This is a genomic window from Paenibacillus terrae HPL-003 (assembly GCF_000235585.1).
Classification (GTDB): domain Bacteria; phylum Bacillota; class Bacilli; order Paenibacillales; family Paenibacillaceae; genus Paenibacillus; species Paenibacillus terrae_B.
In genome coordinates this window covers 1,456,196-1,470,686 of the sequence record NC_016641.1, presented here as the reverse complement: position 1 = coordinate 1,470,686, position 14,491 = coordinate 1,456,196, and the positions used below count along the sequence as shown (strand labels likewise).

General features: G+C 43.9%; 15 protein-coding genes and 1 pseudogene. 7 read left to right on the top strand and 9 right to left on the bottom strand.

Annotated elements, in window-relative coordinates:
- Positions 1-44: 44 nt before the first annotated feature.
- Positions 45-1,040, bottom strand: a complete 996-nt coding sequence (locus HPL003_RS06745) for a CdaR family transcriptional regulator (RefSeq protein WP_043922585.1) — start codon at positions 1,038-1,040, stop codon at positions 45-47.
- A 416-nt stretch (positions 1,041-1,456) separates the two neighbouring features.
- Here HPL003_RS06745 and HPL003_RS06740 point away from each other — a divergent pair, with 416 nt between their 5' ends.
- Positions 1,457-2,545, top strand: coding sequence for a DUF2920 family protein (locus HPL003_RS06740; protein WP_014278892.1), 1,089 nt, complete (start codon positions 1,457-1,459; stop codon positions 2,543-2,545).
- A gap of 245 nt (positions 2,546-2,790) precedes the next feature.
- Here HPL003_RS06740 and HPL003_RS06735 read toward each other — a convergent pair whose 3' ends face one another.
- The gene (locus tag HPL003_RS06735) at positions 2,791-3,705 is read right to left on the bottom strand and encodes a phosphatidate cytidylyltransferase (protein WP_014278891.1); all 915 of its coding nucleotides are present in this window, start codon (positions 3,703-3,705) and stop codon (positions 2,791-2,793) included.
- Between the two features lie 97 nt (positions 3,706-3,802).
- Between HPL003_RS06735 and HPL003_RS06730 the strand changes: the two genes are divergently transcribed.
- Together HPL003_RS06730 and HPL003_RS06725 are read left to right on the top strand one after the other, a co-directional pair.
- Positions 3,803-4,339 (top strand): hypothetical protein, encoded by a 537-nt coding sequence (locus HPL003_RS06730; protein WP_014278890.1) that lies wholly within the window; start codon positions 3,803-3,805, stop codon positions 4,337-4,339.
- 171 nt (positions 4,340-4,510) lie between these two features.
- Complete coding sequence (locus tag HPL003_RS06725) at positions 4,511-4,852, top strand: zinc ribbon domain-containing protein YjdM (RefSeq protein ID WP_014278889.1); 342 nt, start codon at positions 4,511-4,513, stop codon at positions 4,850-4,852.
- A gap of 160 nt (positions 4,853-5,012) precedes the next feature.
- On the opposite strand, the gene HPL003_RS06720 is transcribed toward HPL003_RS06725, so the two are convergent.
- Both HPL003_RS06720 and HPL003_RS06715 read right to left on the bottom strand, forming a co-directional pair.
- Positions 5,013-5,870: an SDR family oxidoreductase gene (locus tag HPL003_RS06720; protein WP_014278888.1), complete on the bottom strand. Its 858-nt coding sequence runs from the start codon at positions 5,868-5,870 to the stop codon at positions 5,013-5,015.
- A 147-nt stretch (positions 5,871-6,017) separates the two neighbouring features.
- Positions 6,018-6,455 carry an Rrf2 family transcriptional regulator gene (locus HPL003_RS06715; protein WP_014278887.1) on the bottom strand — a complete coding sequence of 146 codons (438 nt, stop codon included), beginning with the start codon at positions 6,453-6,455 and terminating at the stop codon, positions 6,018-6,020.
- Positions 6,456-6,687: 232 nt separating this feature from the next.
- On the opposite strand from HPL003_RS06715, the gene HPL003_RS06710 reads away from it, so the two are divergent.
- On the top strand, positions 6,688-7,740 hold the full coding sequence (locus tag HPL003_RS06710; RefSeq protein ID WP_014278886.1) for an LLM class flavin-dependent oxidoreductase: 1,053 nt from the start codon (positions 6,688-6,690) through the stop codon (positions 7,738-7,740).
- A 114-nt stretch (positions 7,741-7,854) separates the two neighbouring features.
- Here HPL003_RS06710 and HPL003_RS06705 read toward each other — a convergent pair whose 3' ends face one another.
- The 4 genes from HPL003_RS06705 to HPL003_RS06690 form a co-directional block, all read right to left on the bottom strand.
- Positions 7,855-9,363, bottom strand: a complete 1,509-nt coding sequence (locus tag HPL003_RS06705) for an aminotransferase class V-fold PLP-dependent enzyme (protein ID WP_014278885.1) — start codon at positions 9,361-9,363, stop codon at positions 7,855-7,857.
- Between the two features lie 135 nt (positions 9,364-9,498).
- Entirely contained in the window at positions 9,499-9,975 is a 477-nt protein-coding gene (locus tag HPL003_RS06700) for a DsrE/DsrF/DrsH-like family protein (protein WP_014278884.1), read from the bottom strand.
- A 99-nt stretch (positions 9,976-10,074) separates the two neighbouring features.
- Entirely contained in the window at positions 10,075-10,887 is an 813-nt protein-coding gene (locus tag HPL003_RS06695; protein WP_014278883.1) for an NAD(P)H-binding protein, read from the bottom strand.
- 70 nt (positions 10,888-10,957) lie between these two features.
- Positions 10,958-11,404 (bottom strand): MarR family winged helix-turn-helix transcriptional regulator, encoded by a 447-nt coding sequence (locus tag HPL003_RS06690; protein ID WP_014278882.1) that lies wholly within the window; start codon positions 11,402-11,404, stop codon positions 10,958-10,960.
- 175 nt (positions 11,405-11,579) lie between these two features.
- Here HPL003_RS06690 and HPL003_RS06685 point away from each other — a divergent pair, with 175 nt between their 5' ends.
- The 3 genes and pseudogenes from HPL003_RS06685 to HPL003_RS06680 all read left to right on the top strand — a co-directional run bounded on the left by HPL003_RS06685 (position 11,580) and on the right by HPL003_RS06680 (position 13,944).
- Positions 11,580-12,539 carry a radical SAM protein gene (locus HPL003_RS06685; RefSeq protein WP_014278881.1) on the top strand — a complete coding sequence of 320 codons (960 nt, stop codon included), beginning with the start codon at positions 11,580-11,582 and terminating at the stop codon, positions 12,537-12,539.
- Between the two features lie 34 nt (positions 12,540-12,573).
- Positions 12,574-12,645, top strand: a pseudogene (locus tag HPL003_RS30640) (putative holin-like toxin); the annotation flags it as partial.
- A 324-nt stretch (positions 12,646-12,969) separates the two neighbouring features.
- Positions 12,970-13,944 (top strand): aldo/keto reductase family protein, encoded by a 975-nt coding sequence (locus tag HPL003_RS06680; protein WP_014278880.1) that lies wholly within the window; start codon positions 12,970-12,972, stop codon positions 13,942-13,944.
- A gap of 11 nt (positions 13,945-13,955) precedes the next feature.
- Here the strand turns inward: HPL003_RS06680 and HPL003_RS06675 are convergent, their stop codons facing one another.
- Entirely contained in the window at positions 13,956-14,339 is a 384-nt protein-coding gene (locus HPL003_RS06675; protein WP_014278879.1) for a hypothetical protein, read from the bottom strand.
- Positions 14,340-14,491 lie beyond the last annotated feature (152 nt).

Below are 14,491 nucleotides of genomic sequence, written 5' to 3'. Positions count from 1 at the left end.
GGAATATGCGTTAATCGCAGAATGATCTGGCATGATACGGCAGCTCATTGGTACAGTGCCAATAAGCCGTGCGTAAGCTCAAAAAGCTGAAGGAGATTCCGCGGATCTTTACCCGTTAAGGTATGGATGCGCTTCAGACGGTATTGCAGCGTGTTCCGGTGAATATTTAATTCGTCTGCGGTGAGGGACACACTGCCGTTATGGTTAATAAAGCTTCGCAGCGTATCCAGCAAATCCACGGTATCTTCCAGCTTGCTGATCAGATGGATCGTGTTCGTCAGGTTAGACTGGCTCAGTTTGACCAGAAATTCGACTTCTGCAAAAGAGATTATCTGCACAGGCGGGCGCAGAGCCAGTAAAACATTCATGGCTGACTTGGCCTGCAAATAACAATCCGCAATGTTATGCTCTTGTCTGCTGACGGCAATCAGCACATGGGGGTGGCTACGCACAAGCGGCTCCAGCAGCTCATCTGTCGCCTCCTGATTTTGCATCAGGATGAGATAGCTGTCCTCCTCCATATGAAAGGACGGATGCTGTATGAATATTTTGGACAGCTCGGCTACATTAGCCGGGTCGGCAGGAAGATATTTTACATATACCGCCGAAGTTTTTAGAAGCAGATCAATGTGATATTGGGCCGCTTCTTTTTTTATTTTTTGGGTGTAGGCTCCCTGATGATTCAACAGCATTTCCAGCATGGATTTTTTGCGGTTGGCTTCGTGGGCCAGATGCTCCAGGGAGATCCTTTGCTCAATCAGGAGGGATACCGTAGTTTTGACGATATTGCAAAAAGGTCGCACTTCATCGGGATTGCCTGTAATGCCAATGACACCGACTCGCTCCTGATGAATGACGATCGGCTCATTGGTCCCCTTTTTCTCGTAGTGGCCATCCTGCCATACTTCAATCATTTTCCCGGTTTCGAGCGCCTGAACAGCTCCTTGGTGAACAGTCCCAACCCGTTCGCTTTCACCGCTGCCAATGATGATGCCTCGTTCATTCATAATATTGATATTGTATGGAATATCCTTCATCATTTTGTCTACAATGTCTTGGGCTTGTTTTTCGGTGAGCTGAAACAGTTTGCCACTCCTCCCTGTACATAGTGATGTGACGGATTGCACTTGTGAAAGGGCCTTCATTTTATTGTGCATCTGAACAACATAATAAAGCGTGTTGCCATGCATGTCAGCCTATTTTATCACAGGAATGCAACCGTTTCGCAATTGGCTGGTTGCATAGCGTTTAGACCTTTTGATCATGAGACCTGTGAGATGGAACATTATTTGTAGTGCGGTTCAGGCCTTTAAAAAATTAGATTTAATGAAATCGCTGCGTATTACGATAAATCTATTAGAGGATGTCATCAAATAACATCCTCTCTTTGTGTGTTTATTCGTTTTTTAATCATAGCAATGGAAAAAGAGAATGAATATTATTTAGGAGGAAATTCATGTCAGAACAACATAGTTTCAATATTCCAGCTCATTATAATATATACACGGGGAACTCTAATCGAGAGTTACGAATAGACTATTCTATTCCACAAAACGGAGTTACTGAAAGTACAGGATTGATTATTTTTGTACCCGGGTTCGGAGGTAATATTGATTCCAAAGTTTATGCGAAAATGAGAAAAGTATTTGCGGATAAATATAATATGGTAACGATTCAGTGTAGTTATTTTGGAAGTTCATATATGCAATCGTCAATTGATAATTATAGGTTGAAAAATCCCGAAATTCTTCAGTCCATTCTTACAGTAGATGAATTGGAGAAAATGAATAAAGACTCTTCTACTTTATTAAGCATATTGTCTGAAAAAAACATTTTACTTCCTGTGATTGCTAATATAGATGAAAGTATAGAGGAATTTAATGATATGAGCTATATGCAGGCAATAGATATCATTAGTTCTGTAGAGGCAGTTAAAACCATATTGAAGGGAAATAATCTGATATTTAATCCCGCGAGAATAATTGGGTATGGACATTCTCATGGGGCATATTTATTGCACTTAAGTAATAGGCTAGCACCTAATTTATTTTCATATTTGGTAGACAACTCAGCTTGGATAGAGCCAGCGTTTTTATCAAATAATAGGGTTTTGTATGGAGAGGTAGGAAATGCAACACTTGCTATTGAATTCGACTATATTGCTAAAAAAATAATACCAAATAGACTAGATTTAAACTTAGAAACATTGTATAAAGATTTTCATGGAAATACACAGGTTTTATCTTTCCAGGGAGATAATGATGATCTAGTTAATCATGTAGAAAAAAAACGTATAGTAGAGACGATCAATAATTCAGATTTTATACTTGTCAAACAGGAAGATGTAGATCATGTCAAATATAAATCGAATAGTCATGGTTTAGATGCTGATTTTTTAGAGCTTTTTTCCTTTGCACTAGAATTAGAACGTCCAACAAAAGAAACCCCAGTAAAAGAATTGATATATATAATAGATTTTGAAAGTGTACTTATAGAAGTTGATTATACTAATGGATTACCAGTATTTAATTTTAATTTTAAGTGATAGAAATCTCATTTCAGCACACTACACTTTTTAGATTTTCCTATGTGAGTTTTAAGGTATCATTGAAATATATACCCAAAAAGCAGGCTACTCTGAAGTGACCCTGCTTTTCGAGTCTGTTCCTATCCTTCGCTGTCACACATATTTATTGTTTTGGTACCTCAAATATTAATTGTTCTATCTAAGGACTTTATCTTGAAAAAGCTTAAACCCCCTCACCATAACGTGAGGGGTTCTAAGAATCACTACATGAAATCGAAAAAATAACGGATCACGTGAAAAAAGACAGGCGAGGTGTAGGTCAAGCTATCGACCTGGCTTAAGTAGCTTTTCTTCAAAGCATCGAACTTGTTATCATCGCCAATTAATAAATCTCGCTTCAGCACGGAAACCGTTAAGCTGCCGAAGAAACCGCTCAAGCTGATCAGCATGCCGAAAATAAGCCCGAATTTCAGATCAAACGGTGTCAGGTAGGGATAGATGAGATATGAAGCCCCTATGGTTACGAGAAAAGCGAATGCAAAGCCTTCCCAAGTTAAATTGGGGTTGGAGGTCGGGACTACTTTCCGCTTCCCAAAATAGAGTGATGCCAGATAGTGTGCAACATCATTGAGCTGCGTCAACACCACTAGAAAAAGCACAAGTTTAGCCCCGTATTGCGGCGTAGCAAACTGAAAATAGGCCAAGTGACTAAGCCCGAAAACCATCAGCATAAGTCCCCATTGGGTCGAGCTGACACTACGCAGAAAACCGACCGTGCCTTTGTTAATCAATCGCGGGAGAGGCAGCAGCAAGAATACATAGATAGGGATAAAGACAATAAACATCCCGTACCACCCGATATAAATCCAATAAAACTGCACAGGAATCGCCAAGTATGCCCATAGAAACAGTCTGCGGTCGGCTTTTCTGGATTTGATCATGGAGAAATATTCTTTCAGCGCAAAGAAAGTGAGTGCCATCAAGGAAAGCAGTGAAACAATCGGATTGAAAAGAGTTGCCAAGCAAAAGATAAAGAACATGCCCCACCATGTCTTGATCCGAAGTCCGATAGCTGCATAGTCTTTGTTGGGCTGTGTTTTGACGATCACAACATAAATCAATTGGATAGCCAATAAGGCTGTGAAAATAAGAATTAACGTTAATAGCGAGCTGTCCATTGCCAATCACCAACTTATCACGATGTAGGAGTCCATTATAGGGTTCCTATGTTATTATGAAGGAATAATCCAAACTTGATAAGGAGAAATTTCGTAAATGGCAGCTGATCAATCCGTCTTTATCTTGCTTACCAATACGGGAACGTTTCTTACGAGAGTCATTAAAAGCTATACGAGAGCGCCATACAATCACGCCTCCATTTCCTTCAACCGGGAACTTTCGGAGTTATACAGCTTCGGGAGAAAGACCCCCAATAACCCTCTGGATGGTGGTTTCGTGAAAGAGGATATTAAGACAGGTACATACAGCAGATTTCCGAATACAACATGTGTCATCTACGAGCTTCAAGTAACCGACCGTGAAATCGAAAAAATGAAGCGGGTTTTACATGTCTTTATTCGAAGTCGCCAAAAATATATGTATAATTTACTGGGCTTGATTGGTATTGCACTCAAAGAACCCGTCGAGTTCAGTAATTCCTATTTTTGTTCGCAATTCGTCGCAGAAATCCTACAGCGATCCGGCATAAAAATATGGGAAAAATTGCCTGCCCTTATTACGCCAGACGATTTTCGGCAAAGCGACCGATTCCACTTGATTTACGAAGGAAAATTGAGCGAGTATGAGCCCTAATCTGCCTAACATTTAACTCGCTGACAGCAGCCGTGTATTCATCAATCGCCTTCCGCTGAGCTATTTCTACTTTGTTTAAAAATCCTAAATTAATTTCCTCCATGAGTGGAATCGCGGCTGATTATCCAATATACTTGTATAGAATTAAAAATGAATGGAGTACATAATATTATGTCTAATTTGCCAAATTGTCCCGAATGTAATTCAGGATATACTTACGAGGATCGTAGTCTTTTCATTTGCCCGGAATGCGCTCATGAGTGGTCTGTCGAGTCAGGAACCGTGAACAACGAAGACGTAAAAGTCGTCAAAGATGCCAATGGTAACGTCCTGCAGGAGGGTGACTCTGTAACCGTCATTAAAGACCTTAAAGTTAAAGGAAGCTCATCTGTCTTGAAAATCGGCACCAAAGTAAAGAATATCCGTCTGGTGGACGGCGATCACGATATTGATTGCAAAATTGATGGTTTTGGAGCGATGAAGTTAAAATCGGAATTTGTAAAAAAGAATTAAATGCAAAAGGGTGAGCTACAGCACAGACAGCAACCGCCCTGAAACTTGAGTTGGAAAATGAGACAGGAAAAAACACCGGGAATAGGTTTAAAAGCCTAGCTTCCCGGTGTTTTTTCCTACTTGTATAATATTCTCGCTGTGGTTGCCCTCTACCCGTTAATTATTGGCCAACAATAGCTTTGACAAACTCTTTTAAAGGCTGAGCCGGGCGCCCTAGCAATTTTTCCAGATCATCGCTCTCCACATCTAGGGAGCCTTCGCGAAACGGCCCCTGCATATCAACTAACATGGTGACCACAAAATCAGGCAGTCCGGCACCACGCAAAGCTTCGCCAAATGAAGCGTCGTCCACATCGACGACCTTCACTTCTTTGCCTGTTACTTCGGCCGTGATGGCTGCAAGCTCGGCTTGTGTGCGGGGTTTACCAGAGAGTTCGTACACTGTGTTTTCATGTCCTTCTCCAGCGAGAACAGCAGCAGCAGCTTGGGCATAATCACTGCGTAAAGCCCAGCCTACCCGAGCGCTGCCTGCAGCATTAAGCCAAGGTGCACCATGCAATACACCTTGTATGCTGCCTGCTTCGTTTTCAACATACCAATTGTTGCGAAGGAAGGAATATGGAATGCCAGTCTCGCGAATAGCTTTTTCTGCTGCACGATGAACCTCGGCAAGGGAGAGGGTATTACGGTCTGCATTGGCGACACTTGTGTAACCAATGAAGCGTACCCCGGCTTTTTTGGCTGCGTCGACAGCATTTTGGTGTTGACGAATCCGTGTTGCGTTATCCCCGTCAGCGGAGACGATCAGCAAACGATCTACACCGGCAAATGCCTGATCCAAAGTCTCAGGTTTGTCAAAGTCACCGTGACGTACGTCAACGCCTTGTGTACGAAGGTGTTCAGCTTTCTCCGGATTACGTACACTTACTGCAAGGCTTGAAGCAGGTACTGTTTTTAACAGTGTATCTACGACTACAGATCCAAATTGTCCAGTTGCACCAGTTACCAAAATTTTCATTGTGTCATTCCTCCAATAAAGTATGTATATAAAAATGAACGGCAGAACTCCATTCAATTTATATCGAATTTTCGCAGGCATTAAAACTGAATCAGTTATAACGCAATTAGTTACAACGAAGCCGTTAAAAAAAGCTCTATCTGAGCTTTAATTAACATGAACTTGATCTACATGAACTTGATTTAACATCTTTTGAATCGTGACACATTTCAATCGTTGTTCCATAGCCGCCTGAGCTTCAGCCAATTCTCCCAAGAGTGATGCTTCGATGTTTTTGCCTACAGGACAGAGTGGACTCGGGTCCTTATGGAAATTAAATAATTGTCCTTTATCAATAACCTCAACTGCATGGTATACATCCAGTAAAGTGATGGATTCGGGTTCCTTCAAAAGAGAAGCACCACCTATACCAGGCCGGACGTCAATCAGACTGGCTTTCTTCAGCATGCCCATAATTCTTCGGATCACGACGGGATTCGTATTTACGCTGTCTGCAATGAAGTCTCCCGTACATTCTCCCGGCATAATAGCAATCAACGTAAGGATATGGACTGCTATGGAAAAGCGACTGCTGATTTGTTTCATAACTGTTCACCACCGTTGTAACCATATTAGTTACTTCTCGTCGTAATGTCAATACCAATATACAAATCGGCATGAGCTCCTCTTGATGTTCCCCCTGACCGAATCCAGACTCAGAAAAGGAAAGCTTGATAAAATGACAAAAAAGGTTCAATATAAAGATATCGGTTTTTAAAATGGTTTGCTTTGCAAGCAGCCGAATGAGAACGAGACATGAAAATAGGAGGTAGGATCAGTGGAGATAGGTATTAGCACGTTTGTGGAAACAACACCGGACCCCAAAACGGGTGAGGTTATCAGCCACGCACAACGAATACGTGAAGTTGTCGAGGAGATTGTGCTTGCAGATCAGGTAGGGCTGGATGTATATGGCGTGGGGGAGCATCATCGTAAAGATTATGCGGCATCTGCTCCGGCTGTTATCCTGGCTGCTGCGGCGGCACAGACCCAGCGGATTCGGCTAACCAGTGCGGTTACGGTGCTGTCTTCGGATGATCCAGTACGTGTATTTCAGGATTTTGCCACATTGGACGGCATCTCGAATGGACGAGCTGAGATTATGGCAGGCCGGGGTTCTTTTATCGAATCATTCCCGTTGTTTGGCTATGATTTGGATAACTATGACGAACTGTTTGATGAAAAACTCGAACTGTTATTGAAAATACGGGATTCTGAAAAAGTCACTTGGAAGGGTGGACATCGGCCTGCGATAAATAATCTGGGCGTGTATCCACGTCCGGTTCAAAATCCGTTGCCCGTATGGATTGGTAGCGGGGGCAATCAGGAGTCTGTAGTCCGTGCCGGCTTGCTCGGATTGCCGTTGGTGCTGGCCATTATTGGAGGTAGCCCTGTGCAGTTTGCACCATTGGTGGAGTTGTATAAAAAAGCGGCTAAGCATGCAGGGCATGACGCATCGCTGCTTCCAGTTGCATCCCACTCGCATGGTTTTATTGCGGAAAGTACCGAGCTTGCAGCGGAAAAGTTTTTCCCTTCCACCCAGCAAAGCATGAACGTCCTTGGGCGTGAGCGTGGATGGGGTCCTTACACCCGTTCCAGCTTCGATGCCGCACGCAGCTTTGAAGGAGCATTGTATGTAGGCGATCCCGATACAGTTGCTCAGAAAATCATTCATCTGCGTAAACAGGTAGGCATTACACGTTTTCTGCTACACGTTCCTGTTGGCACGATGCCGCATGAGGATGTCATGAGAGCTATTGAGCTGCTGGGAACAGAGGTAGCGCCACGGGTGCGCGAAGAGATATCCAAGTGGGAAGCTGAGAGTAAATAAACGTTTTTCTTCTAAGTGGATGGATGAATTAAGAAAGGAGCTGGCCTTTGGTACAAGGTGGCTCCTTTCTTATTTGAGAGTTATCGAGTATTCAACAAGGGAGTTAAAGGTCTCCTAATTGCTAAAATTGAACCATTTACTGACGTCTATTTTTTTATGTTCACGAATAGAACGCCATTCGTTGCAGTCGGGTTGATACGTATAATCCTTTTGCCACACTATGATATTTTCTACAACCGCTCGGATGGATGAGGTGAGGTAGGAGACTTCCTGATTCGTCATCATGGGATGGAGGGACAGGCGGACCCAGCCGGGTTTTCTCGATAAGTCTCCCGCATGGATGAGGTCTGACATTTGATTAGAGGTTTGTTGGTCGATACTGAGTAAATAGTGTCCATACGTTCCTGCACAGGAGCAACCGCCGCGGACCTGAATTCCGAACCGATCATTCAGTAATTTTACGATCAGATTGTAGTGGATATGGTCGACAACGAAAGAAACGATTCCGAGCCGTTCTTGGCTTTTTCCACCTAAGACGTGCAAGCATGGTATTCCTTCCAACCCTTTTAACAATAATGACGTTAACTCCTTTTCTCGCTCCAAAATGCGGCTTTGGCCCATCTGTTCTTTTAGTTGGATGCATAGCGCTGTTCGAATGGCCTGTAGAAAGGCAGGCGTTCCCCCATCCTCTCGTGCCTCGATATTGTCTTTATATTCGTACTCACCCCAAGGGTTGGTCCAGCTTACCGTACCGCCCCCAGGCTGATCCGGGGTATGGTTGGGGCTTAGCCTCGAATCCATGATTAAGACGCCGCTTGTTCCGGGTCCACCGAGAAATTTGTGCGGAGAAAATACAATCCCATCCAGTTTCTCAAGGGGCTCTGTGGGATGCATGTTGATCTCGGCATAAGGAGCGTTTGCGGAAAAGTCGATGAAACAAACGCCGCCATGTTCATGCATTTTGCGGGATAGTCGGTAAATCGACGGTTCAAACCCAGTAACATTGGAACAGGCTGTAAAGGCGCCGATCTTGAGAGGACGATGACGGAATTGAAGCAGCAAACGTTCCAGATTTGTCGGATCAACGTTGCCACTGGGACCGGGAGGAATACACACGACGTCCCCAATCGTTTCCGCCCAGGAAATATGATTCGAGTGATGCTCCATATGTGTGACAAAAATAACGGGACGTTCTTTTTCAGCGATAGGGTAGTGATGTTTTAACTTTTCATGTATTTTCAATCCCAACATGCGTTGAAGCTTATTTATTGCCCCTGTCATACCCGACCCGGCAAACAGAATGATATCGTGTTCGTCAGCATGAACGTGGTTCTTAATGATTCGCTTCGCCTCTTCGTAGGCTTGGGTCATTAGGGTACCTGTCAAATTAGACTCCGTATGGGTATTCGCTACAAAAGGGCCAAAATCGCTAGCTATTTTGGACTCAATAGGTCCATATAGACGGCCGCTGGCTGCCCAATCCGCATACATCAGCTTTTTTTGCCCGTATGGAGATTCAAAGGTTTGATGATATCCGATCGTGCCTTCCCGATATCGTGCGAAATAAGCCTCTCTAGAAGGCTGATACGCACTATTGTTGCTTCCGATTCGAGCCTTGAGCATACGGGCGCCTCCCATGTGGTTCTGTCGTTCTAGGGTACGTAGGAAGACCTCAATGGGTTAAGAAAAATAGGCGAATGTCATCATTTTGTCAAAATAAAAGCCTCATCCGAAAGCCGGACAAGGCGTGCGTACATCTTATATGAACAGCTGCATATCGGATTCGAGCGCATCTTTGAGATACGTTTTGGCCTCGATAATTTCTAATTCAGGGATGAATTCTTCCGGTTTAAAACCCATAATGTCCACGGATAGCTTGCAGGCATAAAATTTGACGTTTTTTTTCCGTGCCCCCTTCAAAAAATGAATCAGTTTCGGGGCTTCGTTATCCTCAATCATTTCCGTCAGCATTAGCTTGCCAAGACCGCTAAAATTCATTTTGGACAATGGCAGCTCCTCGGGTCCTTTTGGAGTCATCCAGCCCATGATTTTTTCATAAATCGTCTTGTCCTCAAGCGTCATCTTATCAGGATCACGAACCAAAAATAATCCCCAGAACGCAAAAAACATCGTAACCTCAACGTCCAATTCCCGAGCCGTATTCGCCAAAATCAGTCCAGCCATCGCCTTATCGTAATCCCCGCTGAACATGAGCAGATTCATCCTTTTGTCCACTACATTCCGCCTCCATTACCAACAGATATATTCAGTATGGATTTGGAGATGAGAACTATGCCCAGTTCACATATCGCTCACATTTGTGTCATTATTTTTTCATGTGGAGATAAAAGGCCGTATGCTTTCTTTCAGTGAAGTGAGTGGACCATCGATCAACTGTTCCAAATCATCCGAGGTGGAGCGCGTATTTATTTTGCTTAAGAACCCGAATATCCAATTTTTGATTTGAGGGTCCTGACGTAAGGAGACGGATCTGCCTGTAAGTTCGGTCAAAGCTGCTGCCAAATCTGAAAAGGTCCAGGGACTGGAGGCGGTGAATTCATATTTCTTGTTCTTATGGTCTGGCTCAGACAGCACTGCTGCGATTCCTCTGGCAAGATCCCAACGCGTAACGGTGTTAAACTTCCATTCCCCAGGATAGATATCGAGTTCGCCCTTTGCTATGGCGGCATTCAGATCGAGTGTTTTGACAAAATCGGTATATAATGCATTCCGTAGAAAAGTGTAAGGAATTCCGGTGGTACGAATGGCATGTTCTGTAGCCAAATGCAGATGGGAGAGGGGGATAGAGCCGGCTTCAGGAAAGGCAAAGCTGGTATAAAACATATGTTCTACTTTACACTTTTTAGCCGCTTCAATGATATGGGCATGTTGACGAATACGAATCGTATCGTCGGGATGTGAACTTGAAATCAACAACAGTTGGGAAGCTCCTGCGAATGCTTGCTCAAGTGAATCGGGTTGATCGTAGTCACCAAACCGGACTGTAATTCCCTGTTCCTCATAGTGTTTTCCGGTTTCAAGGTGGCGAACACAAGCGATAATATCATGAGGTGAGACTTTATGAAGGAGCTGTTGTATGATTAAGCTCCCCAATTTACCATTTGCTCCAGTAATAACGATCGACATTAAATATCACCCTTTTTACAAACGGAATTTTAGTTAAGCACTTAACCAATTGAATAAAAAAAAGGCTGCATTACGTCCTCTTTAATTTGTTGAGCAGGGAAAGGAGCTGCTTCAATTCCTGATCATTCAACACCTGCATTTTTTCTACAATCCTCTGCCGGTTTTCGGGTAAATTACGCAGTAGGAGGCTTTGCCCTTCGCTTGTTATAGAAATCACCGATTTTCTGCCGTCCTTGGGATGACGTTCGCGGCGGATGAATCCTTCGTTTTCCAGCGGGCTAAGCAGCAGGCTAATATTCGATTTGGTGACACCGATCCTTTGGGCGAGCACAGAGGGAAGAATCGTGCCTCCTTCCTTCATGATTTCAACCAAAATTCGAATTCTGGCTCCATTGGTTCCTTTTGAATGCCAGTATTTTTCTGAGACATCAACTAATCCGGCTGTCGTTTCCACCAGTGAAAAGAAAACCAGAGAAGGCAGCGGCAAATCAAGTACGTAATCCTGAAGGTCCTTCATAAGATCACCACCGTAATATAATTAAGTGCTTAACTAATTTGAATTTACTAAAGTTCGCAGTACTTGTCAAATTACATTTTTATGCGCTATAAATCATATCTCTGAGCTGCTCCCACTCTGTATAATCTCAAGGGTATTCAAGACACAAGCCTGAGATCGGGAGGATCATAAGAAAGTGAATATAGAGAACAAATATAAAGCACTTGAACTGGAAAAGCCGGGCATCTACGAGCTGGAGGGACTGGAAGTGGGGGTGACCTCCAATTGCAACTTCAAGTGCGATTATTGCTGCGCATATCAACGAAACGATGGGCAATGCATCAGCAGCAAGGAGGTCATTGGTATTATAGATGACATTCCAACGTTAAAACGTGTGCGACTGTCCGGGGGAGAAGTGACCTTAAAGTATGAGGACTGTCTGGACATTGTGGCTCACTGTTCGAGCAAGGGAATCGCTACCCAGCTCAATACCAATGCCAGCCTGCTTAGCCCTGAACGAATTGAGAGCTTACGTGATGCAGGGCTTTCCAACATTCATATCTCCTTTAACTTCACGGACGCCGAAAAATATTCAGCCTATTATCATGTTCACCCTCGCATGTATGATAAAATTGTTCAGAACATTCGGTTATGTACCGAAGCCAAACTAGAAACGGTGCTGGAGACTTTGCTGTTTGCGGAAACACAGAACAACATGCAAGCCATTAGCGAAATGGTATATGAACTCGGTGTGCGCATCCATGAAATCCAAAACAGCATCGTGATGGATCATACCAACTGGAACGCCATTTCCACCAAGGAGGCACTTGTCCGTTCCGTTCATGACCTGATTGCCCATAAAAAGGAAGATACCGTGCTGTATTTCACCTGCATGGACCGTTTTGCAGAAGCGCTGGGCTTCAAGGAGCAGCCAGGCGTATATTTTTCCAACTGCGTGGATGGTAAAAAGCAACTCCATCTTCATGGAAACGGTGATATCCTGATCTGTGAGCTATGCCATCCTGTGGTCATCGGCAATATTTATAATGGAACGTCCTTAAAAGATATCTACACTCATAGACCTAAGCCGCTTCAGGAGTTTCTCGACAAACTGCCTTGTCCTGCATATGATGCGCTTTTCCCGAACGGGATCTGAGAGAGGAAATTGCAAGTTCCATATGTTATAATATTCCTTAGTTGTTGCGTTAATCGGGTTAATTGTCACAATTGTTATTGCATTGAACCAAAACAAAAAGAAATAGATCGCCCCGTCCAAAGGTGAGATCTATTTCCCTGATTTAACCACTGCCGACCGCCCTTAAAAGCGGCTGTTGCTAAAGAGTAGGGATGTTACCGCATCCTTGCTCTTTTTTATTATATACTTGTTGACTATTTTATCAGCATTTACAATGCGGAAAAACGAAATAAAGGTAACCATCTTAAGTATAGATCGAGGCCAACCAGCTCAATAAAGCCAATTGTTCCCCTTCATGCAACTACCTGATTCCTATGGAATACGTTTTCGTTGAAAGGGTTTACATGCTAGAATATAAGGAGGCTATCCTCTTACGAAAGAAGGAACAGATATGAAATATAGAAATGTAGGCAACAGTGGTCTTAAAATCAGCGAAATCGGTCTGGGCAGTTGGTTGACGTATGGTACGGCCGCTGAACAGGAAGCAGCTCATACCTGTATTGCCAAAGCCTTTGAACTTGGGATCAATTTCTTTGATACCGCCAATGCGTATAATCGGGGTGAGGGCGAAAAGGCTATGGGAGCGGCTTTGAAGCCTTATCGAAGAGAGAGCTACGTGTTATCTACGAAGGTTTACTTTCCTATGGATTCCGGTCCTAATGACAGAGGACTGTCCCGCAAGCACATTATGGAGCAATGCGAGGCTAGTCTTAAGCGTCTTGGCACGGATTATATCGACATTTACTTCTGCCACCGTTACGATCAGGACACTCCTTTGGAAGAGACGCTGCGGGCTCTCGATGACCTTCAGGCTCAAGGCAAGATCCTGTATGCTGCGGTAAGCGAATGGAGCGCCACACAGCTCACAGATGCCTATGGTATTGGAAAAAGGCTGAACCTGCGCCCACTGATTGCCAATCAGCCGATCTATAATATGTTCGAACGTTATATCGAACATGAGGTGCTCCCTGTATCCGGACAGTTGGGTATCGGCCAAATTGTATTTTCTCCGCTGGCCCAAGGCGTACTTACGGGTAAATACAGACCGGGGCAACCCGTGCCGACAGGCAGTCGCGGGGCCGATGCCTCGGTCAATCATGTCATCAACAGTTATATGAACGATGCTGTTCTTAACTGTGTGCAGGAACTGGATAATCTGGCAAAGGATCTGGGCATCAGTCTGTCACAGCTTGCTCTTGCCTGGATACTTAGAGATCCGGGTGTCAGCGCTGCACTCATTGGGGCCACTAAACCAGCACAGATCGAAGAGAATGTGAGAGCAGTGGAGGTGACGCTTCAACAGGAGCAATGCGATGAAATTGAGCGGATTCTGAAGCAAGTAGAGGGATTTGAGCCTTTGCGTTAAGTGAGGCTCTTTTAACTTGCTTCAAGCATGGCATAAAACCCTGAACCCACACTAAATACAATTCCGCACCCTAAAACAAGGATTTGCTTCTTACTGAGGTCCAGCGGATCAAAAAAGATGGGCAACAGCCACTTTAGGCTGATGACAGCCCATAGGCCTTCCAGCAATCCTAGCGTCAATACCTTTTGCCCCCACAAGAACTTCATTTGCGGTGTTAGCGGACCTGTAAGAAACAGGTCACCTGAAGCATGAATATTCAAGGAAATGATGACTACAAATATAAGAAGAATCAACAGGGTCGCAAAAATATAGGTGATACTTTTGACAGCCTCTTTCGTGAGCTTTGGCGATTTTTTAAACTCAGGTAAACCAATCAGGAAAAAAACGATTCCCATGAAAATAGCCACGCCTACAGAGGAACCAAGTATAATATTGGCTACGATGCCGATGCCATTGATGAGTAATAATAAAATAAGCTTTCCCCCTTGGGGTAACGATGATAGTCATTTTATTGTACATGCAGGAATGAAAATGCTCAAATATTTGG